We start from the raw sequence: 22660 nt of genomic DNA, 5'->3' as shown, positions 1-22660 counted from the left end.
TGCCGTAACACCGCCGCGCTGACGCGTTTCTCATCGGACAGCGCCTGTTCCATTAGCGTTCAAGCGGCAAAGCTGGTCGATCGCGAGAGCTGATCCCACGCACCCATTTCCGCCTTCATATCGTCCACCTTGCGCTCGACCAGACCCAGCGCATCTTCTCCTAGGAACAGGCGTACCGGCGGGTTTTCGGCAGCGACCAGCGCCAGCAATGCCTGCGCAGCCTTGGCCGGATCGCCGGGTTGATGGCCGCTCTTTGCCTGGCGAGCGGTGCGAAGCGGATCCATCACGGAGTCATAGTCGGCAATACTGCGTGCCGTGCGATCCATCGACCTCCCCGCCCAGTCGGTACGGAACTGTCCGGGGGCGAGCGCTGTTACCCGGATCCCGAAACCCGCCACTTCCTTGCCAAGCGCCTCGGAAATGCCCTCAAGCGCAAACTTGCTCCCGCAATAGAACGATAGGCCCGGCATCGTGATGAAGCCGCCCATCGAGGTGACATTGACGATGTGGCCGCAGCGCCGCTCACGCATGGCTGGCAGTACGGCCTTCATCAAGGCGACCGGGCCAAAGACATTCGCCGCGAACTGGCGCTCAAGATCGTCCATGGAGGATTCTTCCAGCGCGCCTTCGTGGCCATAGCCGGCATTGTTCACCAATACGTCGATCGGCCCGGCCATCTGCTCGGCCTCGTGCACGGCTGCGGGGATCGCCGCGAAGTCCGTAACATCCAGCTTCAACGGAAATGCGCGATCGGCTGCAAGCGCTCCGAATGCCGCGGCATCCTCATCCCGCCGGACGGTGCCTATCACGCGGTGGCCCGCTTCCAGCGCGGCCTCGGCAAACGCCCGCCCCAGACCGGAGCTGACGCCCGTGATCAGGAAGGTTTTGTTGCGGGCATCTGCCATCGTTCACTCCAGACTGTTCGAATCAACTATATCATGATATAGATTTGCCATGACCGATATCAAGCCCCCCTCGCCCCTGAGAGGCGAACCGCTGCGTCACCGCGTCCTCGATGCTGCCGAGCGCCTGATGCGCGAAGGAAAGGCCGATTTCTCGATGCGCGATCTCGCGGCCGAGGCCGGGGTGAGCTTTGCCACGCCGTTCAACCAGTTCGGCAGCAAAGTGGCGATCATGCATGCCCTTTCGGCACGCAGGATCGACACGATGATAGAGCGCTTCCGCCAGGCGCCGCCCCTCGAAGACGTTCGGGACAGAGTCCTGCTTGCCACCAGGACCGCCGCTGCAGTGATGTTGGAGGAGCCGGCTGTAAATCGCGGCGTGATGAGTTGGATCGGCACCGCCGGTCCTTCGCCGGGGCGGGTCTTTGCCCATTCGGCAGCTCTCTGGACGCTGGCTCTAGGCTCCGGCGAAGAACTGCCCATGCAAGGCAAGGAAGAGGCGCTGCGTCTGCTGCCGCGACAGCTTGCCTTCGCGTTTCGCGGCATCCTCTCGTTCTGGACCGCAGGGGAATTGGCGGATGACGCTCTCAGCCGGGAGGCCGAGGATTTGGCCGATGCATTGCTGTCGCGCTTCGTTCGTCAATAAGGCCAGACGCCCTTCCCCGGAACGCGCGTGATGAGCAGGCGATTGCGGTTTCGCACGCCCTCGCTGCTCATCACGCTTGCGGATTGCTTACTTCGCGGCTCCCCCGGATTTACGGAAGCGCGTGCGGAAATCGGCAAGGTCGATCGTGAAATCGTCGGCCTTCATATATTCGGCATCGGACAGTTTAGGCTTTTCCTCGGCCTTGTACCATTTGGCGTAGTCGGGCGCGTCGACGCTGTTGACCTTGTAGTGCGTCGAATAAGTCCGAACTTTCACCTGCGGCACCTTGGCGCCCATGTCGAACGTCATCAGCCGCAGCCAGCCGTCGCCGATCCCCATGCCCGGCTCCAGCTTGGCGCCGGCGTCCTTGGCGGTCTGCGCCCGGTCCTGATAGTCCGCCAGCACCTGATAGACCGGATGGCCGAACCGGTTGGCATCCGTTCGGAAAGCCTGCGCGTGTTCGTGGCCGCAAAGAACCATGAAAATCTGGTCGTTCTGGCTGATGAACTTGTCCCAGATCATCTGCGGGCTGTTGTCTTCAGGGTCGACCGCCGCGTTGTCGATGATCGGGTTCGGCAGGCGGTTGCCGGCAGTATCGAGGAAGTCGTGCATCGACACGATGGTCGGCAGGCCAGGGTAACGCTTGATGATTTCCGCCGCCCATTTCAGCGAGTCATTCGGCGCATCGAACTGGAGGCCGATGTGCAGGAAGCGATAGCCGCCCGCCGTGAAGATCTGGGCACTGTCGGCACCGTCGTCATGACTGGCGACGTACCAGGACTGGCCCTTGAAGTACTTCGACTGGTCCGAAAACACCTTCTTCCAGTTGGACAGCCCGCCCGAATGCAGCATCCCCACATCGGCCGCACTGCGGACCTGCGCGGCGGGCGGATGGTTCGAATCCGTCCACATCGCGTCATAGTCATGATTGCCGGGAACGACCGAGAACGGCACTTTGCCCGCGATCATGTCCCAGCCCTGCCCGACGGTCGGCATTTCGACGGTATGGACCTTTTCCGTCGGCGCAAAGTGAGCGTCCATCATGGGGTTCGGCGCGCGCTTGAAACCGCGTGCGGCGTGGGCCGGATCGATCATCAGCGACTGGTGCTGCCAATTGTCGCCAAGCCCGTCGACGAAAGCGATATCGCCGCCGGCGCTCTTCAGGTTGGCAGCAACGAAAGCCATCTGGTCGAGGAACAGCTTGCTGGCATCGAACGCAAAGCCTGCGCCGGTCTGATGCGTATAGTCGACATAGTTCTGCGTGTCGGGGATCACCGCGATGGTGAAGCTGTCGTCAGCCTTGTCCGCAGCCGAAACGGGCGCGGACGAGAGGGCGACGCCGGTAAGGCAGGTGCAAAGCGCGAGCAGGCGGGAAAGCGTGTTCATGAGTCTATGGCTCCGATGCATGTCAGGAAATGTCAGAACGAGAAGCGCAGCGTCGCGCCGTAAGTCGCCGGATCGCCGAAGAACGCGACGTAAGTCCCCGGCAGGACAGAGCCGTAGTTGAAGTAGTTCGTGGCGTACTTCTTGTCCGTGACGTTGCGACCCCAGACCGAGAGATCCCAGTTATCGTTGAGGCGCACACCCGCGCGCAGATTGAGCAGGCCGTAGCCGCCGGTGCGGGTCAGCGCGGAATCGTCCAGCGAACCGAAGTACTTCGACCGATAGGAGTATTCGGCACTGGCATAGCCGACGAGGCCGGATGCGATCTCATGCTCGTAGGAGCCGTTGATGCCGGCGGTCCACTTCGGCGCGCCCGCGATCGGGCGGCCCGAAAGGTCGCAGGTGGCCTGTCCGGTCGTTTCCACCGGGCATGGGCCTTCGGTATATTCGCGGTACTTGGCATCGTTGTAGGCAACGAAACCGTGGAGCGTGAAACCCTGCACCGGCCGCAGCGTCGCTTCGGCTTCCACGCCCTGCGTCCGGGCACTGCCTGCGTTGGTCAGAAGCTGAACGACCTGACCGCTCACTTCCATCAGCACGTTTGCCTGATAGTTGCGGATATCGGTGCGGAACACGTCGAGATTGACGGTCAGGGCATGGTTCAGGAAATCGCCCTTGATGCCGGCTTCATAGTTGGTCGCCGTCTCCGGCTTCACCTTGAGCGCGTCGGCGCCCAGTCCCGAAGGCGGCAGCGTGGTGTTGAGGCCGCCCGCCTTCTGTCCGCGCGAAACCAGCGCGTAGACCATCACCTCGGGGTTGAAGCGGTAGTCGGTGCTGATCAGGAACGACGGCGCAGTGTTGGAAATCCGCGCATGGATCGGCCCCGCCGCCTGCGATGCGAGCGCGGCAACCGGATCGCCGGTCGCCGTGCTGACCGGCACCGGGCGGGTCACCTCCTCCTGCTTGGTCTCGTATGTCACGCGCAGGCCGCCGGTCACGTTCCACTGCGGCGTCACGTGCCAGTTGACCTGACCGAAGCCGGCAATGCTGTTGGTTTCCGGCGCGGCATGCGTGTCCCAGCGCGTACCGTTGTAGGCAAGCAGAGTGGCCAGTGCGGCCGAGTAAGGCGCATAGGCCCTGATCGTCGCAGTCGGCATGCCCGCCAGCCACGCGGCAGCATCCTGGCCATAGGAGACGTACTGCGTGGTATCGACCTTCTGGTAGAAGTAATAGGCACCCGCCACCGCATCGAAGTTACCCATGCGCGGGAAGGCCAGCCGAACTTCCTGCGTGAACTGGTCGTTCTTGATGTGATAGCCGCCGTACATGACATCGGCGCTGCTGCCTTCGGTGTCCGATGCGCTGTCGTACTGCCAGTAGCGATAGGCGGTGAGCGAGGTCAGCGTGAAGCCGCTGCCGAAGTTCCAGTTGACCTCGGCCGAACCCGCGGCCTGACGGGTGCCGGTGCTGTAGGGGCCCCCGGCCGCGGTGGTCAGGCCGTCCGGATCGATGGCGAGGGTCGCGCCGGTCGCGTCCAGCTTGGTCTTGATCGCGGACGGGGTGAGGCCCCAGCTCGGGATCACGGTGACCGCCCCCGAACTCTGCTGCTCGCGCGCATATTCGCCGACCAGGCGGATACTGAGATCGGCAGAGGGCTTGTAGAGAAGCTGCAGACGGGCGCCGCGCCGCCCCAGATCGCTGACCTTCTCGCCATTGGTGATGTTCCTGACGATACCGCCGCGCGTCGTGTCATAACCCGTCAGGCGGAAGGCGAGATTGTCACTGATCGGACCGGTGACGGTGCCCTGATATTGCTGGTAGTTGAAGCGCCCGTAGGTCACTGCCGCGCGGCCACCCCAATCGAACTGCGGCAGTTCGGTGGTGATGTTGATTGCACCGGCAGTCGTGTTCTTGCCGAACAGCGTACCCTGGGGCCCACGCAGCACTTCGACCTGGGCGATGTCGATCAGGTCGGTGGCCGCCATGCCCGGGCGGCCGAGATAAACGCCGTCGATGAAGACGCCCGCGCTGTTCTCCAGCCCGTCGCTACCGGGGTTGTTGCCGACACCGCGGATCGAGATGCTGGTCTGGTGGCCGTTGGTAACGACGACATTGGTGCTGGGGACGAGCTGGTTGAGGTCCTCCAGCCGGATATGGTCGTTGCGACGCAGATCGTCGCCGCCGATGGCGGTGATGGCGAGCGGAACGTCGCCGATCTTCTCCTTCACCTTGCGCGCGGTGACGACGATATCGCCGCCGGAACCACTGTCGGCCGGAAGGGGCGCCGCAGGCGCCTCCTCGGCGTAAGCCTGGCCCACGCTCAGGGCCAGAAAACTTGAAAACACGGCGAATTTTCCGAACACGACCCGAATCCCCTTTTTACAATTCCGAAATACGGGACGAGCGTGTATCGTTATTCTGTGACAGATTTGTGAGACTGAATCGCGTAATGGGGGAAGCGATGACGAATGAAACGGAAACGCAATCGCGTGGCCGCGGGCGCCCGCGTGACGAGGAAAAGGATGTGGCCATTGCCGAGGCCACATGGCGGATTCTGGCGGAAAAAGGGTACGAAGGGCTCACCTTCGAAGGCGTGGCGGAATTGGCCGGATGCAGCCGCTCCACGCTCTATCGGCGCTTTGCCAACAAGGCCGAACTGGTCGAGGCGATATTGGGCCAGACCTCGCGGCGGATCGAGCCGAAGACCGATGACACCATGACCCCGCGCGAGGTGCTGATCGCGCATTCAAGCGCGCTCTGCACCTACATGGCGGGCGTGCGCGGGCCCGCCATGCTGATGATGTCGGTCAGCGCCGAACACCATCACGATCTCTCCGCCGCGCTGGCGCGGCATGGGGCCAATGAGCAGGCCTTCTACTTACGAGAACTCGAACGCGCGCGACCGGGCACTTGCGAGCAGGTCCGCGACTTTGCCTTCAATACGCTGATCGGCGCGATCATCTTTCATGTCGCCGTATTGCGCACGACACCGACCGAGCGGCAGATCATCCGCCTCGTCGACGGCGCGCTGACATTGCTGGAAATGGAGTCGGGCTGAGAGTCCGTTTGAAAATGCTCGAAACGCGAATTTTGGGGGAGCGGGCGGGCAAATCAGACCGCGTTGTTGCGCGCGATAAGCCCAAGCACTTTCGCTGATGGCTTTGGCGTACGCGCAAACGTCGTGCGATCCAGGCTGTGCAGCCCGAACTGGGGCTTGTAGCCGAAGACCCACTCGAAGTTGTCCACCAGCGACCAGTGAATATAGCCGAGCACCGGCACGCCGTCGTCCATCGCGTGTTTGAGCTCGCTCAGCGCTGCGGGGATCAGCGCCACGCGCTTGCGATCATCGGCGGAGTTTATGCCGTGTTCGGTCACGATCACCGGCACCCCGCTCACCTCATGCGCATATCGCACGGCCCCCGCCAACGATGGCGGATAGACTTCGGCGCCCACGTCGTTGGTCTCGCTGCCTGCCGGCGGAGGCAGGCGCCCCTTCTGGTTCCAGACCGCGCGTTCGTAGTTCTGCACGCCGACAAAGTCGTTACCGCGCGCCGCTTCCAGCCAGGGCCGATAGAGCTTGCCGCGCATGACATCGCGCAGACTGTCACGCCCGGCCGCCTGATCGTCGATGATGGCAAGGCTGACGCCGACAGGAAGATCGCCGCGCACGCTCTTGATCGCCTCGCGGCCCCGCTTGTGACCGGCCAGCAGGTTCGCCTGCACAACCTCGGGATCGGCGACATAGAGCGGATTGCCCGGCAGAAACCGTGCGACTGCGTGTTCCTTTGCAGCGGCTTCCTGCATGGCGCGATCCGCGCCAAGCAGGCGTTGGCCGATATCCCCGGGCAGGACCACGTCAAGCAGCCCGCTCAGGTTGGGCTCATTAAGCGTGGTGGCATAGCCTATGCCGCTTGCAAGGTGCCGGGCAGCCTTTTCACAGTAGCGCCCGAACAGTGCGGGAGCTTCCGCATTCGACCAGCCGCCTTGCGCCGCGAACCATGCCGGCGTGGTGAAATGGTTGAAGGTGACGAAGGGGGTCAGACCTCTCGCCCTGCACCCGTCGATCATCGCCTTGTAATGATCGAGCATCGCAATGGAGAACTGGCCCTTTGCCGGCTCTATCCGCGCCCATTCCAGACTGAAGCGATAAGTGTTGAGCCCCAGGCCCTTCACCAGATCGAGATCGGTACGCCACAGCATGAAGCTGTTGGCCGCGTCGCCCGACGGCTCGGCATAGACCGTCGGCGTCGCATGCTCCATCGCCCAGACGTCGCTGTTGACGTTGTTGCCTTCGACCTGATGCGCCGCCGTTGCCGCGCCCCAGAGAAAGCCGTTTGGGAAAGTTCCGGCCCGCGGCAGGAGCGATGCGGCTTTGGACGCTGACGCGATCATGCTTGCGGCGGTTGCTGCAGCGGCCGTTAACGCGGCGCGACGGTCCATAAAGTTCTCTCCCGTTGTTCGGCCATATCGGCTCTCACAACCATACTAGAACAATATTTCTAATTCTGTCTAGCCGAACAACGGCGCTCTCGGCAGCCACTGGCCAGACTCCTACAATCATTGTCATGGTGGATAGTGGATCATCTCGGCGAGCATCCACTGCGCCTTGGGCAAATCATGGCATCGGCAATTGCACCTCTTACATGCTGATCGCATAAGTCATGAACAGGCACACGCCCACCATCAGCGCCATCGCCAATATGAAGCTTACGTCTGCGATCTGCTCGAATACGTGGAGCCGGCGTTCGGGCACGGACCTGAGCGCGAAATAGGCGAACAGCGTGGAGATCAGAAAAAGGACGGCATCGAGGGAAAGCAGGTCGTCGGCAAACGTCTGCGTGCCCTGAACCGCGATCTTGATCTGCAGGATGCCGATGGCGGTAAGGCAGACGCCCACCATGGCCGCCGCGATCGGGCAGATCATCCGGCATGTACGCTCGTCAAGTTTCGGATCGGGCATCGGCAATTCCCAGTTTCCCGGCAGTCTTGCATACAGTTTTGCATACAAGAGGATCGGCTGGCACTTCAAATCTCGGGAAGATGCAGCCAGATGGCCAGGGCGCTCAGCACCATGTTGACCGCCAACGCCGCCAGGATCAGCCCCATCACCCGCCGCAGCAGATTGGCGCCGCCGGTGCCGATAACGCGGTGGATCGCCGAACTCATCAGCAATGCGCACAGCAGAAGCGTGCAGATCACGGCGAGGGCCAGCAGCGTCACCAGTTGAGCGGAAAAGTGGCCGCGCTGGTTGTCGATCAGCAGAACGATCGTCAGCAGCGATCCCGGCCCGGCGATGATCGGCGTCGCCACCGGATAGATCGCGACGGACAGGTCACCGTCTCCCGTCGTCACCGGTGGTGCATGGCCCCCCAGCACCATCGAGATCGCGAAGACGAAGAGAATGAGGCCGCCGGCGATCTGGAACGACAGCAGCGAAATTCCCATGGCATGGAGGATGATCTGGCCCAGCATCCCGAAACAGGCAAGCAGACCATAGGCTACACCCACGCCGATCAGCGCCACGCGGCGCCGTTCGGCCGCATTCAGACCGGCGGTGGCGCCCAGAAACAGCGGGACATGGCCGATCGGATCCATCACCGCCCACAGCGTGGTCAATTGCGTGATCAGCAGCAGGTAATCCTGAAGCATCGCGCCAGTCCCCTTCGATCCGGTCCTGGCGGACTATACCGCAATCCGGCCGCGGCGCGCGCCCCGCATCTGCCGCTGACCGCGCATGAATGGCCAGGCGAACTTTCAGGCACAAAAAAAGGCGGGACGGCCGCAGCCGCCCCGCCCCATGGGTCCGGGAATCCTGGAGGAGGGATGGACCCCCGGAGGTATCAGTACTTCACGCGGACACTTGCACCGTAGAACTTGTCGTCGATGCGAATGTCATGCGGGAACGAGGGGCGGTCGAAGTAGCTGTAGTACTTCGAACCGTTCACGTTCACGCCGTCCACGCTGACAGTGATGTTCGGGGTTACGTCATAGCCGATCGAGAAATCGAGGCGGCCGTTCGACTTGACCTTGTTGAACTGGCTGGTGAAGTCCGAACCCGTAAGCGTTCCGACACCGAACAACGTTTCGTTGTAGCCCGAGCGCCAGGTGTAAACGATACGCGCGGTGATGCCGTACTTCTCGTAAAGCGCACCGGCGGTGTAGCTGTACTTCGAAACGCCCAGCAGATTCTTGCCTTCCAGCGGGTCGTCCGGAGTGGTGACCTTGCTGTCCGCCAGCGTGAAGGTACCGATCGCGCCCAGACCGTCGAAGCCCTCGGGCAGGAAGTCGAAGAACACCTGGCCGGCGACTTCGACGCCCTTCAGGTTCGAGGAACCGACGTTACGCGGCTGGGTGATCAGGTAGGTGTAGCCATTGATCTCCTGGATAGAGGTCGACGGCGCCACGCGATCCTTCAGCTTGCGATAGTATCCCGCCACGGTGATGTAGCTGGAACGGCCGAAGTAGTATTCGGCCGTCAGGTCGAAATTGTCCGAAATCTGTGCCTTGAGATCGGGGTTGCCGCCCGAACCCGCCAAACGGATGTTCGGATTGCCGACAGGCGAGGCCAGCGTCAGGCCGGGGTTGAGATCCCCGAAGGCCGGGCGCGACATGGTCTTGGCGTACGTACCGCGGAACTGCAGCGACGGCGTCGCACGGAAGCGGATGCTGGCATTCGGCAGCGCGTAAACGTCGGTCGTATCGCGCGTCACCGGGATGAAGACGTTACCCACTTGCGAGGTGCCGTCGATCGTGCGGTTGGTGCGCACGACGCGCAGGCCGACAAGGCCGTCGATGGAGGAAGCGCCCAGATCGACCTGATACTTGCCCTGCATATACGCCGCGAAGGTCTTCTCCTTGGCGTCGTAGTTGCGGGTCGGATCCCAGGCCGGGTCGCCCGCCGGGGCGCCGTAAAACGCGCGCAATTCGTCCGTGTTGTTGAGCAGGTAGTCCGGGTTCGGCGTGTACCAGTGCGATCCGTTGTTGATGTACGGGATCGAGTCAGGCGAGCGCACCAGGAAGTCCGAAGGCAGGCCGGCGACCGAGGAGACCAGCGTGCCGCGATCCGGCCCCGGGAAGGCCGGGCCACCGGCGACGGCGCGGAAGGTGCCGGCACGGTCCGAATAGCGAGCGCCGATCTGAACTTCGCGCAGGAAGTTGCTGTCGATATCGAAGGTGGAGTCCAGCTTGAACGCGTACTGGCGGCTGTTGGACTTGTTGAGGTCCTGGAACAGCGTGTTGGCGAAGACGAAGCCATCCGGCGTGCTGAGCGGATCGCCCTGCATCACGGTGGTGCCGTGGCCATTGTCGTTCACCAGCACGTCCATCGAGGTGCCGTGCTTGGCGATGTCAACGATGATCGCGCGGTTCGCGTTCTTCGACTGGATGTAGCTGCCGTCGAAGACGAGGTGGATGGTGTCGGTGTTCCACTTCACGCCGCCGCCCAGCACATACTGGTCGGTGCTCTGCTTCTTCGCCTGGGTGCTGGTCAGCGCATCGACGCCGTTGAACGTCGCGGACTGGCCGATGCACAGGTTCTCGGGCACATCGTTCGGACCGGGGTTCGGATTGGCGAAACCTGCGCCGTCCACGTAAGCCGAGAAGCAATCACTGCCGGCAACCGCGTTGGTGATCGAATTGCCCGCGAACAGGTCGCCAAAGATGAAGTTGGTGGCGAACTTCGAACGGTATCCGGTGTAAAGGCCGTCAAGATAGACTTCCAGTTCCGGCGTCACCTTCCACTGGAACGCGGCATTGACTTGCGGACGGGTGTTGTGGCCGGTGTCGGTCAGGCCGCCCACGCAAGTCGGCAGCACCATGTCGGCGGCGCCGGCCGGGCCGTGGTTGCTCGAACGCGGATCGCAGTTGAACGAGATCGGACGGCTGAAGTTGTTGCGGCCATAGGACGCATCGACCAGCAGGCCCATTTCGCCGTCGCCCGCATCCCAGCGGTTCGAGATGAGAACGCCGCCGGTATAGCTGGTCTCATCGGACACGGTGCCGTGATAGACGCGGCCGTTGGCGGCAACGGTAAGGCCCTTGTCGAAGTTAAAGGGCTTCTGCAGCTTCATGTCGATGACGCCGGCAACGCCGCCTTCGATCAGGTTGGCGGTGTTGGACTTGTAGACGTCGATCCCGCTGACGGCTTCCGCCGGCAGATCCTGGAACGAGAAGCCGCGGCCCACGCCGGTGAAGATCTCGCGACCGTCCAGGGTCGTCAGGATATCGCCGATGCCGCGAATGATCGGGGACTGGATTTCGTTGTTGAAGCCGTTCTGCACCTGCACGCCGGCGACGCGCTGAAGCGCCGAGGCGACCGAAGTGTCCGGCAGCTTGCCGATATCTTCCGCGACGATCGAATCGACGACGTTGTCCGAATTCTTCTTGATGTTGCGCGCGGCTTCAAGGCTGGCGCGCTGACCGGAGACGACGATCTCGTTGCCGGCATCTTCCGGCGACGGCGAAATGCTTTCCTGCGCATAGGCGGGCGCACAGGCAAGGAATGCCAGCGCCGACGACGACAGGACGAGCGAGCGGGTAAAGTGGTTCATGATCCTCCCTCACAACAACCGGCTCCTTCAGCGAGCCTTGAAAGCGCTCATAACTCCGGCAATGTTGTCCGACAAGACATATTTGTACGATAAATAGGTTGCACGTTAAAATGCCCGATGGTAGCGGCATCCAGGCAACGCCCCCGCGCGGGATCCGCACATTTCCTGCGGCACCCGCGAAGGCATCGGGCAAAACTATGGGGAGGCGAACATATCATCCGCTGAAGACGCCAGCGCCGGCCGCACCATGAAGCTGCGCTCCCGCGCGTGGTTCGATGACCCCACCCATCCGGACATGACCGCGCTCTATCTGGAGCGCTATCTGAACTACGGCCTCTCCATAGAAGAGATGCAATCGGGGCGTCCGATCATCGGGATCGCGCAATCGGGCAGCGACCTTGTGCCCTGCAATCGCCATCACCTGGTACTGGCCGAAAGGATCAAGGCGGGCATTCGCGACGCCGGCGGCATTCCCGTCGAGTTTCCCAGCCACCCGTTGCAGGAAACCGGAAAGCGACCGACGGCCGGCTTGGACCGCAATCTTGCCTATATCAGCCTGGTCGAACTGCTCTACGGCTATCCGCTGGACGGGGTGGTGCTGACGATCGGCTGCGACAAGACCACGCCTTCCGCGCTGATGGCAGCAGCGACCGTGAATATTCCGGCGATCGCGCTGTCGGTCGGACCCATGCTCAACGGCTGGCACGAAGGCAAGCGCACAGGTGCCGGCACGATCGTCTGGAAGGCGCGCGAGATGCTGGCCAAGGGAGAACTGGACTATCAGGGCTTCCTGAAGCTGGTCGCCTCCGGATCGCCCTCCACCGGCTATTGCAATACGATGGGCACGGCCACGACGATGAACTCGCTGGCGGAAACGCTTGGCATGTCGCTGCCGGGTTCTGCCGCGATCCCCGCGCCCTATCGCGATCGCCAGGAATGCGCGTGGGAAACCGGCCGCGCGATCGTGGAGATGGTGGCGGCTGATCGCAAACCCTCCGACATTTTGACCCGTTCGGCCTTCCTCAATGCGATCCGGGTCAATTCCGCGATCGGCGGCTCCACGAATGCGCCGATCCACCTGAACGCCATCGCCCGCCATATCGGCGTCGAACTGACGCTGGAAGACTGGCAGGAGCACGGGGCCAGCGTGCCGCTGCTGGTCAATCTCCAGCCGGCAGGGGAATATCTTGGCGAGGATTACTACCGGGCCGGCGGCGTGCCGGCCGTCATGGCCGAACTGAACAAGGCAGGATTGATCGACGGCAGCGCCCTCACGGCCAATGGCCGCACCGTGGCCGAAAACCTCGTTGGTGCCAGGATCGTCGACGAAGACGTCATCCGCCCCTTCGAGCGGCCACTGAAAGAGGCGGCCGGCCTCACCGTGCTCACCGGCAACCTGTTCGACGGCGCGGTCATGAAACTTTCGGTGATCTCCGAAGAGTTTCGCAGCCGATACCTGTCCAATCCCGAACAACCGGATGTATTCGAAGGCCGCGTCGTCGTTTTCGACGGTCCGGAAGACTACCACCACCGCATCGACAACGCCGACCTCGGCATCGACGAGAATACCATCCTGGTCATCCGCGGCGCCGGCCCGGTCGGCTATCCGGGCGGAGCGGAGGTCGTGAACATGCGCCCGCCCGCTGCCTTGATCCGTGCCGGCGTTCACGCGCTGCCCTGCATCGGCGATGGGCGGCAGTCCGGCACTTCGGGCAGCCCGTCGATCCTCAATGCGTCGCCCGAAGCGGCGGTGGGCGGCGGCCTTGCCCTGCTGCGCACCGGTGACCGGGTCCGGATCGACCTTGCCAACCGCCGCGCCGACATGCTTGTGGACGACGCCGAAGTGGCCCGGCGCCGCGCGGATCTGACCGAGATCGAGCGGGCGGTCACACCGGAATCGCAAACCCCATGGCAGGAGATCCAGCGCGGCCTCGTCGGTCAGTTCGCGACGGGGGCGATCCTGGAAGGCTCCGAAAAGTACCAGCGCATTGCCCAGACGCGCGGCTTGCCGCGCGACAGCCATTGATGCGGTCGAAGATACCCTGCAGGCCAGCCCAGCAGCCTGTAAAGACTGAAGTTTCGAGAGGAGAGACGATGCTCAGGACCATAGCCACCGTTGCCCTGCTGGGCACGGTATCCACGTCCGCGCTGGCAGCGGAAGCGAAGCGCGAACCCTTCGGAAAGATGCCCGACGGCACGGCCGTGGAAGCGATCACGCTCAGCAACGCGAAGGGCATGTCCGTGCGCGTGATGACGCTGGGCGCATCGATCCAGTCGGTGATGATGCCCGGCCGCGACGGCAAAACCGTGGATATCGCCGTCGGCTACGACAATCTGGACGGCTACGCGAAGGACGGCCAGTTCTTCGGCGCCACCGTCGGCCGGGTGGCCAATCGCATTGCCAGGGGCAAGTTCACTTTCGACGGCAAGGACTATTCGGTCCCGATCAACAACGGCCCCAACTCGTTGCACGGCGGCACCAAGGGTTTCGACAAGGTCGTCTGGACCGTGCGTGACGTGAAGCAGGGCCAGAAGGCCAGCGTCACCCTGCGCTATGTCAGCACGGACGGCGACATGGGCTATCCCGGCACGCTGACCACCGATGCGACTTATGCACTGGACGAACAGAACAATCTGACGATCACCTACACGGCCAGCACCGACAAGCCGACCGTGGTGAACATCTCCAACCATGCCTACTGGAACCTGGCAGGGCCCGGTCAGACGGCGATGAACCATGTCCTGACCATCCCCGCCGACCGCTTCACCCCAACCGATGAAACGTCGATTCCGGTGGGGCAACACCAGAACGTCGCGGGAACCGTGTTCGATTTCCGCCAGCCGACCCCCGTCGGCGCGCGCGTGCGCAAAGGCAGCGATGCGCAGATCCGCTATGGACGTGGCTACGATCACAACTGGGTGATCGGCAATGCCGTCACGCCCGACCAGCACCTGATGGCCCGCGTATCCGATCCTGCTTCCGGCCGGGGCTTCGAACTCTGGTCCAACCAGCCGGGACTCCAGTTCTATTCGGGCAATTTCATGGACGGAACGATCATCGGCAAGTCCGGCCAGATCTACCGTCAGGGCGACTCGCTCGTATTCGAACCGCAACTGTTTCCGGACAGCCCGAACCAGCCGCAGTTTCCGTCGGTACGCCTCGATCCGGGCAAGACCTACCGGAATGTCATGACCTACAAGTTCTTCATCGCAGAATAAGGGGAGAAATCCTGTGAAAGCCTTCGCAACCCGCCTGCTGGTTACTGCCGCACTGGGCATCACCGCAATGACCGCCATTCCGGCCGAGGCACGCCCCCAGTGGACGCCGGCAGAGGCAAAGGCATGGTACGCCAAACAGCCCTGGCTGGTCGGCTCCAACTACGCCCCCGCCAACGCGATCAACCAGATGGAGATGTGGCAGGAAGCCACCTGGGATCCCAAGCGGATCGACTACGAGCTGGGTCTTGCCGAGAACATCGGCATGAACACCATGCGCGTGTTCCTGCACGATCAGCTGTGGCAGCAGGATCCCGAAGGCTTCAAGAAGCGGATCGACGAATTCCTGACGATTGCCGCCAAGCACAAGATCAAGCCGCTGTTCGTGCTGTTCGACAGCTGCTGGGATCCCAATCCCGTGCTCGGCCCGCAGCGTCCGCCGATTCCGGGTGTCCACAATTCGGGCTGGGTGCAGGCCCCGGGCTTGCCCGCCTTGCGCGATCCTTCGCAGGAACCGCGCCTGAAGGCCTATGTGCAGGGCGTTATCGGCGCCTTCGCAAAGGACGACCGCATCCTCGGCTGGGATCTCTGGAACGAGCCGGACAATGGCGCCGACCAGTACCGGGGACAGGAAGGCAAGGAACCGTTGGTCCGCGCCCTGCTGGCAAAAACCTTCGACTGGGCCCGCGCCGCAGAGCCGACCCAGCCGCTCACCTCAGGCGTCTGGCAGCATGACGATTGGGCAACGGATGCCAAGCTTTCGCCCATGGAAAAGCTTCAGCTTACCCAGTCGGACGTGATCTCGTTCCACGACTACAACTGGCCGGAGACTTTCCAGGGCCGCGTCAACCAACTGAAGATCTACGGTCGCCCGATCCTCTGCACCGAGTTCATGGCCCGCGGCAACGGCTCGACCTTCGACGGCTCGCTGCCGATCGGCAAGCGCGAGAACGTGGCGATGATCAACTGGGGCTTCGTGGACGGCAAGACCCAGACCCGCCTGCCGTGGGATTCGTGGAAGAAGCCTTACACGATGGACGAGCCGACGATCTGGTTCCACGAGGTGTTCCGCAATGACGGCACGCCGTACCGCCAGGCCGAGGTCGATCTGATCCGCACATTGGCCAAGGCGCCCAAGGGCGTGGTGCCCAAGAAGTAAGGCTGGACAACCCCGCTTTTACTCCGACAAGAGAGGCGTCATGCGTAACCTCACGTTTCCTGTCGCCTTCTGCGCCGCGCTGAGCGGCCTTACTCTTGCGGTTCCCGCCCAGGCCGCCTCGGCCTGGGCGGGAGCATGGGGTTATGCCCCTGCCGACAGCGGATCGGGCGATCCCGAACAGCCGGCCGGCACCTACCGTTATCGCGTCCGCTTGAGCCAGGCCGGTGACGCATTGCAGCTGACGATCAGCAATGCGGAAGGCGCGACGGCGCTTGCCGTATCGACAGTGAGCGTGGCCAGTCCCTCGGGCCCGAGCGGCACCGATGTCGCCGCGGATTCGATCCATGCGGTGAGTTTTTCAGGCAAGCCCGGATTTGCCCTCACCAAGGGGCAGACTTTGCTGAGCGACCCTCTGGCCGCCCCCTTCCGCATCGGGCAGGATGTCATCGTCAGCGTCACGTTCGCAACGCCCACGCGGCCGGGGCAAACCAATCTTGGCCTTGAAATGGCGTTCGCGCCGGCCGGGACAAGCCCGACATTCACGCCGATCAAAGTGCGCCCCTATCTCTCGCTCGTGTCAGTCCGCACTTTGCGGGCCCCCTGTACGGTGGTGGCGTTCGGGGATTCGATCACCGACGGCTTCCTCGGCCTCTCGCCCCTGACGCGCGGTTGGCCGGGCCGTCTGGCGGAACGCATGGCCGCGCTGCCCGCTTCGCAGCGGTGCGGCGTCGTCAACATGGGCATCAGCGGCAATCGCGTCCTGAAGCCGGGCCGCGCGACGCCCGCGCTGGACCGTTTCTGGCGCGATGTCGCCAGTGTTCCGGGCGTTACCCACGTGATCTTCCTGGAAGGGATCAACGACATCGGCAACGGCGCCGAACAGGGCGCCGATGCCCTGACTGCCGACCAGTTGATCCAGGGCTACCGCCAGTTCGTGGCCCGCGCCCATGCGCTGGGCATCAAGGTGATCGGCGGGACCATGACGCCGGCCCTGCACGCCGGGTACATGTCGCCTACCAAGGAACGCACCCGGCAGGCCGTCAACACGGCGATCCGCAGCGGCGGTATCTTCGACGGCGTCGTCGATTTCGAAGCGGCGGTGCGCAATCCGGCCGCGCCCACGGACCTCAGGCCCGAATTCGACCCCGGCGATCATCTGCACCCGAATGATGCGGGCCTGCGTGCAATGGGCGATGCCGTGAACCTGTCGCTGCTGGCCCCGGCGAGATAAAGAGCGGGCGGCAGACGGCAGGCGGTTCCGTCCGCCCGCTCCGCCGGATCCCCCTGACAGGAGGGAGATCCGGCGGGCAGCCGTTACGGCCGCGGCGCCTCTACACGATCGCCGGCGCGCGAGGGCACGGGAAACACCGGCGTGCCGTCCTTGGCCCAATCCATGCGCTGCACGCGCGGCGAACGCGCTGCGGTGCACTTCTGGTCCGCCCCATCGTTCGCGTGATAGACGATCCAGGTCTTCCTGCCGCCATCAGTGGTGAAGAAGCCGTTGTGTCCGGTGGCATAGACATTGTTCTGCGGCGCCTTGGCGAGCACCGGGCGCGGCGACTTGGTCCAGCTTTCCGGCGAAAGCGGATCGCTGCCCGGCTTCGCGTGGAGCAGGCCCAGCGCATAGTCGTCCGACCAGCAGGCGCTGGCCGAATAGGAAAGGAACAGGTCTCCGTTGGGCCCGGGCAGAAACTCCGGCCCCTCAAGGATCTGGCGGCCGCCCTGGCGTTCGAAGGCAAGATCTGGTCGGGCAATCACGGTTTCCCCCGGTCCCAGCGTCCAGGGGTTCGTCATCGGCGCAATCGCCAGCACGCTGTCCGGTCCGTCATAGGCCGAATAGACGAAGTAGCGCTTGCCGCCATGCTCGAAAACGGTGCCGTCCAGCCCGGTCATGCGCGTGTTGATGCGGCCCCGGTCGATCCATTCGCCTTTGAGCGGATCGGCGCTGGCATTCTCCAGCACGAAGACGCCGCGATGGGCGTCGTCGTCATGCCCGGCCTCGGCCGCGGTGTAGTAGACGTACCATTTGCCATCCAGCCGGTGCAGCTCCGGCGCCCAGATCGAGATCGCGTTGAGCCCGGTTGCCGGCGGCGTCCAGATCACATGCTCGGGCGCCTCGGCCAGCTTGCCAAGATCGTCGGTCTGGCGGATCGCGATGCGATCGCCCTTGGTGCCGAGAAAATAGAACGTGGAGCCGTGATGGACGATCCACGGATCGGGTCCGCTGGTGAGCAGCGGATTGGTCAGCGTCGCCGGTGTGCTTGCAGTCTTGGTGCCCGCCGTGGCGCAGCCTGCGAGCGCAAGCGCCAGCGCTGCGGAGGACAAAATCCGGGTATTCATCTTGGCGATCATCAGCGCACCTCCATCTCTGCCCAGGCCCTCGCGAATGCGCGGGCGTTTGCGGCAATTTCTTCTGTCGTCGCACCGGCGCGGTAAAGCGCGGAGCCGAGACCGAAACCGTCCGCGCCCGCCGTGCGCCACGGCCCCATATTGTCCGGCGCGATGCCGCCCACCGCCAGCAGCGGAACCTCCCTCGGCAGCACCGCGCGCTGCGCCTTGACCACGGCCGGTGTCGCCGCCTCGGCGGGGAACAGCTTCAAACCGCTTGCCCCCGCCGCCAGCGCGGCAAAAGCCTCGGTCGGGGTGAAGTAGCCGGGCAGCGAGACCATGTTGCGGCGCGCGCTTTCAGCGATCACGGCCACGTCGGTGTTGGGCGAAACGATCATCGCGCCGCCGGCATCCTGCACTTGTGCCACTTGTGCGGTGGTCAGGACGGTGCCGGCGCCGACGATCGCCGCCTCACCCACGCGGTGCGCCAGCTTCTCGATGCTGTTCAGCGGATCGGGCGAATTCAGCGGCACCTCGATCAGGCGGAAACCGGCTTCGACAAGGACGTCGGCGGCGGCCTCCACCTCATCGGGCCGGATGCCGCGCAAGATGGCGACAAGCGGAAGCGCGGCAAGTGCAGTGGCAAGATCGATCATGAAGCTAAGTCCCAGATGCGGGTGATGCCGGCGACGAAGGACGCATGGCTGTCGACCACGACAGCCTCTCCCCCGGCGATGGCGATGGCGGCGGAATAGAGCCGTGCGAGAAGGCCGTCGGCCAGCAGGTAGACTGTCTGGCCGGGCCGGATGCGGGCGCGGCAGTCGGAACCGATCAACAGCCCGCTGACATAGGCTGCCGCCGCGCCAGCCGGACGTTTGCCGAGCACGGACGCGGCCCGCACGCCGAACAGCGCGGCCAGCAGGTCCCGGTCTCCGCTGGCCTCGACACCGGCGTGGAAATCCGCATCCGCGTCCACCTCTCCGGCCATCTCAGCCCCGATCAGGGCATGGGCCTTGAGCAGGGCGAACAGTTCCCCGGTCATCGCGGTCGTGAAATCGATCAGCGCGCCGCCTTGCATGGTCGCCCACTTGGCGTGCGTGCCCGGTTGGCACAGGAGCGCGTCGCCCGGCGCAAGGCCTGCCGCCACGGCGCCGAGAAGCTGTACTTCCTCCCCCCGCATGACGTCCTGCCGCCCGCCGCTGTCACGGCAGACGCCCGGAACGATGGCGATTCCGTCCGCCACCGGGACCAGCCGCGCGGCAAGGTCCGCGATCGAGGCGGGCGCGGCAACGTAGCCGGCATCCTTCCAGCCCCGATTGGATCCCACCATGCCTGCCAGCAACATCGGCAGGCCGTCGTACCGCCCACGCAGCGACGCTGCGAGTTCGAGAAACCGTCCCGACCGCACCGAAAGGATGCCCAGATCGTCGCGCTCGGTTGCGACGACTTGCCCGTGTTCGATCCGGTAGGCACGGCGGTTGGTGGTTCCCCAGTCAACCGCGATGAAGGCGGCGCCGCTCACCAGAACACCGCGTAGAGAACGCAAAGCACCAGCACGACCGCGATGGCGCCCGCATTGAACCCCGCCGAAGTGGCATAGCGCACGTCGCCGGTAGAGATCGTGTCCCTGTCACGCCGCGCCGGCGTGGCCAGCGATACGACGATGGCCAGCGCCAGGGCCGCAAGAAACACGATGCCCATGCGGTCCATGAAGGGGATGCCGGGGGTCCATACCTTGAAAGCCCAGGAAAGCGCCACGGACGCGATGGCGGCGGCGATGGCGCCCGGCTCGTTGGCGCGGCGCCAGAACAGGCCCAGCAGGAAGATCACGGTGATGCCGGGGGTGAAGAAGCCAGTGAATTCCTGGATGAACTGGAATGCCTGGGCACTGGAACCCACCAGCGGACGGGCAGTAAGGATGGCCAGCACGATCGCCACTGCAGCGGCCACGCGGCCCACCAGCACCAGCTTGCGCTCCTGCGCGCCCCTGGCCTGATCGTCCTCCCGATCGTCCGCCTGATCTGCCGCCTTGCGGAGCTTGTTCCACACGTCGAGCGTGAAGATCGTGGCGATCGAATTGATCTTGGAGGCAGTGGAAGCGACGATCGCGGCCACCAATGCCGCAAAAACAAGGCCAAGCAGCCCGGGCGGCAGCATCCGCATCATCGTGGGATAGGCTTCGTCCGGCTTGGCCAGATCGGGTGCCAGCACGACCGCCGCGATGCCGGGAAGCACGATGATGATCGGCATGATAAGCTTGAGGAACGCCGCGAACAGCATCCCGCGCTGCGCCTCGTCGATGGACTTGGCCGCCAGCGCGCGCTGGATGATGTACTGGTTGAAGCCCCAGTAGGACAAGTTGGCGATCCACATGCCGCCGATCAGCACCGACAGTCCGGGCAGGTCCATGTAGTGGGGATTGCTCTTGTCCAGGATCATTTCGAAGTGATCGGGCGCCCGGGCCATCAGGCGGGAGAAGCCGGCAATAACGCCCTGCCCTTCGCCGATCTGGCCCAGCGTCAGCACCGCGATGACCAGCCCGCCCAGCACCAGCAGCGTGACTTGCACGATGTCCGTCAGCGCCACGGCCTTCAGGCCGCCGCGCAGCTGATAGAGCAGCGCGAAGACGCCCAGCGCGATCAGGGCCACGTTCTGGTCCACGCCCGCCACCTTGGTCACGGCAACGGAGCCCAGCCAGATGATGCTCGTCAGGTTCACGAAGACGTAGAGCACCAGCCAGAACACCGCCATCAAGGTGCGAATGCCCGGGCCGTATCGCCGCTCCAGGAACTGCGGCATCGTGTAGATCTCGTTGCGCAGGAAGATGGGCAGGAAGAACTTGCCCACGATCAGCAGAGTCGCCGCCGCCATCCACTCGTAAGACGCGATGGCCAGCCCGATCGCATAGCCGGACCCAGACATGCCTACGATCTGTTCCGCAGAAATGTTCGCGGCGATCAGCGATGCCCCGATGGCCCACCACGGCAGATTCTTGGATGCGAGGAAATAGTCGGTCGAATTCTTCGGCCCGGCCCCCGCCTTTTCACGGCTTACCCATTGAGCAAGGCCGAAAATTCCGATCGCGTAGATCACGACCACGGCTATGTCGATCGTCGCCAGTTCCATCTTCTCTCCCCGATCCCGGCTATTGAGCGCCGGGCAGCGCAGGTCCGAATCGCGCCGATCCGACCTCGCCCGTTGGCCTATCCATAAAACACCTATTTATAATATCAATCTTGACAATGAGGGTCGAACGCGATCTGCTGGGGCCAACAAAGTACCAAAGGGAGAAGGAATTTGGTTCGGGGCAAATCGCGCTTCGCCGCCACGGCGACGCTTGCGGCGGCATCGGCTGCCGCGATGCTTTCGTTGCTGCAGACGCCTGCCGTAGCGCAGGGCCAGCCAGCGCCAGCAGGCCAGGCGCCACGCGCCGAAGTCGTGCCGGGGGCGCCGGAAACGCCCTACGTCGATCCCGACAAGGCATACCTTTTCGCGCACATGACGAAGGAGCACTACGGCGTGCTCTACTATTCGGTCAGCCGCGACGGCTTGCACTGGCAGCAGATCAACGGCGGCAATCCGGTGTCCGCAGACTACCATGGCCATGCCTCGATCGCGCGCGGGGGTGACGGCCGCTATTACCTGGTCGGCAACAAGAGCGACGACGATCCGTTCATCCGCTTCTGGGTCTCGGACGATCTGGTCAACTGGAAGCCTTACGGCACTTACCGCCCCGACCTGTCGAACATTCCCGGCCTGCCGCATGCGATGCAGCGGATCGGCGCGCCGAAGCTGTTCTTCGACAAGCGATCGAACCAGTTCCTGCTGACCTGGCACACCGCCACCGTTCCCGGCGTGCCCGAAGATCCTGAGCGCTACTGGGCCAGTCAGCGCACGCTCTATGCCCTCTCTCCCGATCTCAAGCGCTTTGAGAAGGCACCGCGCCGCCTGTTCGATTGGGACATGGCGACGATCGATACGTTCATTCAGCCCGAAGCCGATGGCAGCGGCTATTGTGCCGTGATCAAGGACGAACGCTATCCCAGCTATAACTGGACGACCGGGAAGACCGTGCGCATTTCCTGCGCGAAGGACCTGCTTGGCCCCTACCCCCCGCCGGGCCCGCCGATCAGCCCCAACTTCCGCGAAGCGCCGACCGTCATCCGCGCGCCGAATGGAGAGGACTGGCTGATGTACTACGAGCAATATGCCGGAACCAGCTACGGCCTGTCCAAGGCGCCGCGCCTTGCCGGCCCGTGGTTCCAGGTTTCGGGCAACTCGGGCGTTCCCGAATGGAACCGTTACGAGATGCCCGCAGGGCTTCGCCACGGCTCCATGATCGAAATCAGCAAGGCACAATACGATGCGCTGCTGAAGGCGTTTCCGGGCGTGAAATGACCCGCATCGGCCCGGCCCGCCTTGCTCCGCAGGCAGTGCGGCGCAGGGTGGGCCGGGCCGCCACTGCCGCATGAATTCC

18 protein-coding genes are annotated in these 22660 nt (G+C 63.8%); 7 read left to right on the top strand and 11 right to left on the bottom strand.

Annotated elements, in window-relative coordinates; genetic code table 11:
• Positions 1-59 precede the first annotated feature (59 nt).
• A complete protein-coding gene (locus ACZ1JC_RS08520; protein ID WP_465139974.1) occupies positions 60-905 on the bottom strand; it encodes an oxidoreductase in 846 nt (281 codons plus the stop codon).
• A 49-nt stretch (positions 906-954) separates the two neighbouring features.
• Between ACZ1JC_RS08520 and ACZ1JC_RS08515 the strand changes: the two genes are divergently transcribed.
• Positions 955-1548: a TetR/AcrR family transcriptional regulator gene (locus ACZ1JC_RS08515; protein WP_465139975.1), complete on the top strand. Its 594-nt coding sequence runs from the start codon at positions 955-957 to the stop codon at positions 1546-1548.
• Positions 1549-1635: 87 nt separating this feature from the next.
• Here the strand turns inward: ACZ1JC_RS08515 and ACZ1JC_RS08510 are convergent, their stop codons facing one another.
• Both ACZ1JC_RS08510 and ACZ1JC_RS08505 read right to left on the bottom strand, forming a co-directional pair.
• Entirely contained in the window at positions 1636-2934 is a 1299-nt protein-coding gene (locus ACZ1JC_RS08510; protein ID WP_465139976.1) for a metallophosphoesterase family protein, read from the bottom strand.
• Positions 2935-2966: 32 nt separating this feature from the next.
• A complete protein-coding gene (locus ACZ1JC_RS08505) occupies positions 2967-5294 on the bottom strand; it encodes a TonB-dependent receptor (protein ID WP_465139977.1) in 2328 nt (775 codons plus the stop codon).
• A 98-nt stretch (positions 5295-5392) separates the two neighbouring features.
• Here ACZ1JC_RS08505 and ACZ1JC_RS08500 point away from each other — a divergent pair, with 98 nt between their 5' ends.
• Positions 5393-5989, top strand: a complete 597-nt coding sequence (locus ACZ1JC_RS08500) for a TetR/AcrR family transcriptional regulator (protein WP_465139978.1) — start codon at positions 5393-5395, stop codon at positions 5987-5989.
• Between the two features lie 53 nt (positions 5990-6042).
• Here ACZ1JC_RS08500 and ACZ1JC_RS08495 read toward each other — a convergent pair whose 3' ends face one another.
• From ACZ1JC_RS08495 to ACZ1JC_RS08480, 4 genes are all read right to left on the bottom strand, one after another.
• The gene (locus ACZ1JC_RS08495; protein WP_465139979.1) at positions 6043-7371 is read right to left on the bottom strand and encodes a glycoside hydrolase family 1 protein; all 1329 of its coding nucleotides are present in this window, start codon (positions 7369-7371) and stop codon (positions 6043-6045) included.
• Positions 7372-7570: 199 nt separating this feature from the next.
• Positions 7571-7891: a hypothetical protein gene (locus ACZ1JC_RS08490; protein WP_465139980.1), complete on the bottom strand. Its 321-nt coding sequence runs from the start codon at positions 7889-7891 to the stop codon at positions 7571-7573.
• A 65-nt stretch (positions 7892-7956) separates the two neighbouring features.
• Positions 7957-8580: a MarC family protein gene (locus tag ACZ1JC_RS08485; RefSeq protein WP_465139981.1), complete on the bottom strand. Its 624-nt coding sequence runs from the start codon at positions 8578-8580 to the stop codon at positions 7957-7959.
• Positions 8581-8771: 191 nt separating this feature from the next.
• Positions 8772-11480 (bottom strand): TonB-dependent receptor, encoded by a 2709-nt coding sequence (locus ACZ1JC_RS08480; protein WP_465139982.1) that lies wholly within the window; start codon positions 11478-11480, stop codon positions 8772-8774.
• Between the two features lie 247 nt (positions 11481-11727).
• On the opposite strand from ACZ1JC_RS08480, the gene ACZ1JC_RS08475 reads away from it, so the two are divergent.
• From ACZ1JC_RS08475 to ACZ1JC_RS08460, 4 genes are all read left to right on the top strand, one after another.
• Positions 11728-13506, top strand: coding sequence for an IlvD/Edd family dehydratase (locus ACZ1JC_RS08475; protein WP_465139983.1), 1779 nt, complete (start codon positions 11728-11730; stop codon positions 13504-13506).
• A 68-nt stretch (positions 13507-13574) separates the two neighbouring features.
• Entirely contained in the window at positions 13575-14699 is a 1125-nt protein-coding gene (locus ACZ1JC_RS08470) for an aldose epimerase family protein (RefSeq protein WP_465139984.1), read from the top strand.
• 67 nt (positions 14700-14766) lie between these two features.
• Positions 14767-15855: a cellulase family glycosylhydrolase gene (locus tag ACZ1JC_RS08465; RefSeq protein ID WP_465140266.1), complete on the top strand. Its 1089-nt coding sequence runs from the start codon at positions 14767-14769 to the stop codon at positions 15853-15855.
• A 40-nt stretch (positions 15856-15895) separates the two neighbouring features.
• Positions 15896-17086 carry an SGNH/GDSL hydrolase family protein gene (locus tag ACZ1JC_RS08460; protein WP_465139985.1) on the top strand — a complete coding sequence of 397 codons (1191 nt, stop codon included), beginning with the start codon at positions 15896-15898 and terminating at the stop codon, positions 17084-17086.
• 83 nt (positions 17087-17169) lie between these two features.
• Here ACZ1JC_RS08460 and ACZ1JC_RS08455 read toward each other — a convergent pair whose 3' ends face one another.
• The 4 genes from ACZ1JC_RS08455 to ACZ1JC_RS08440 are packed head-to-tail and all read right to left on the bottom strand — an operon-like array spanning position 17170 to position 21309.
• Complete coding sequence (locus ACZ1JC_RS08455) at positions 17170-18207, bottom strand: glycoside hydrolase family 43 protein (protein WP_465139986.1); 1038 nt, start codon at positions 18205-18207, stop codon at positions 17170-17172.
• Positions 18207-18839 (bottom strand): 2-dehydro-3-deoxy-6-phosphogalactonate aldolase, encoded by a 633-nt coding sequence (locus ACZ1JC_RS08450; RefSeq protein ID WP_465139987.1) that lies wholly within the window; start codon positions 18837-18839, stop codon positions 18207-18209. The genes ACZ1JC_RS08455 and ACZ1JC_RS08450 overlap by 1 nt, the downstream gene beginning before the upstream one ends.
• Complete coding sequence (locus tag ACZ1JC_RS08445; RefSeq protein WP_465139988.1) at positions 18836-19705, bottom strand: 2-dehydro-3-deoxygalactonokinase; 870 nt, start codon at positions 19703-19705, stop codon at positions 18836-18838. The genes ACZ1JC_RS08450 and ACZ1JC_RS08445 overlap by 4 nt, the downstream gene beginning before the upstream one ends.
• A complete protein-coding gene (locus ACZ1JC_RS08440; protein ID WP_465139989.1) occupies positions 19702-21309 on the bottom strand; it encodes a sodium/sugar symporter in 1608 nt (535 codons plus the stop codon). The genes ACZ1JC_RS08445 and ACZ1JC_RS08440 overlap by 4 nt, the downstream gene beginning before the upstream one ends.
• Before the next feature lie 171 nt (positions 21310-21480).
• Between ACZ1JC_RS08440 and ACZ1JC_RS08435 the strand changes: the two genes are divergently transcribed.
• Positions 21481-22581, top strand: coding sequence for a family 43 glycosylhydrolase (locus ACZ1JC_RS08435; protein ID WP_465139990.1), 1101 nt, complete (start codon positions 21481-21483; stop codon positions 22579-22581).
• The last annotated feature ends 79 nt before the right edge of the window (positions 22582-22660 follow it).

This window comes from Sphingomonas sp. BL-S-28, assembly GCF_055521515.1.
Note: the sequence above shows the minus strand (reverse complement) of the source record. Positions and strands in the feature narration are given on the sequence as shown.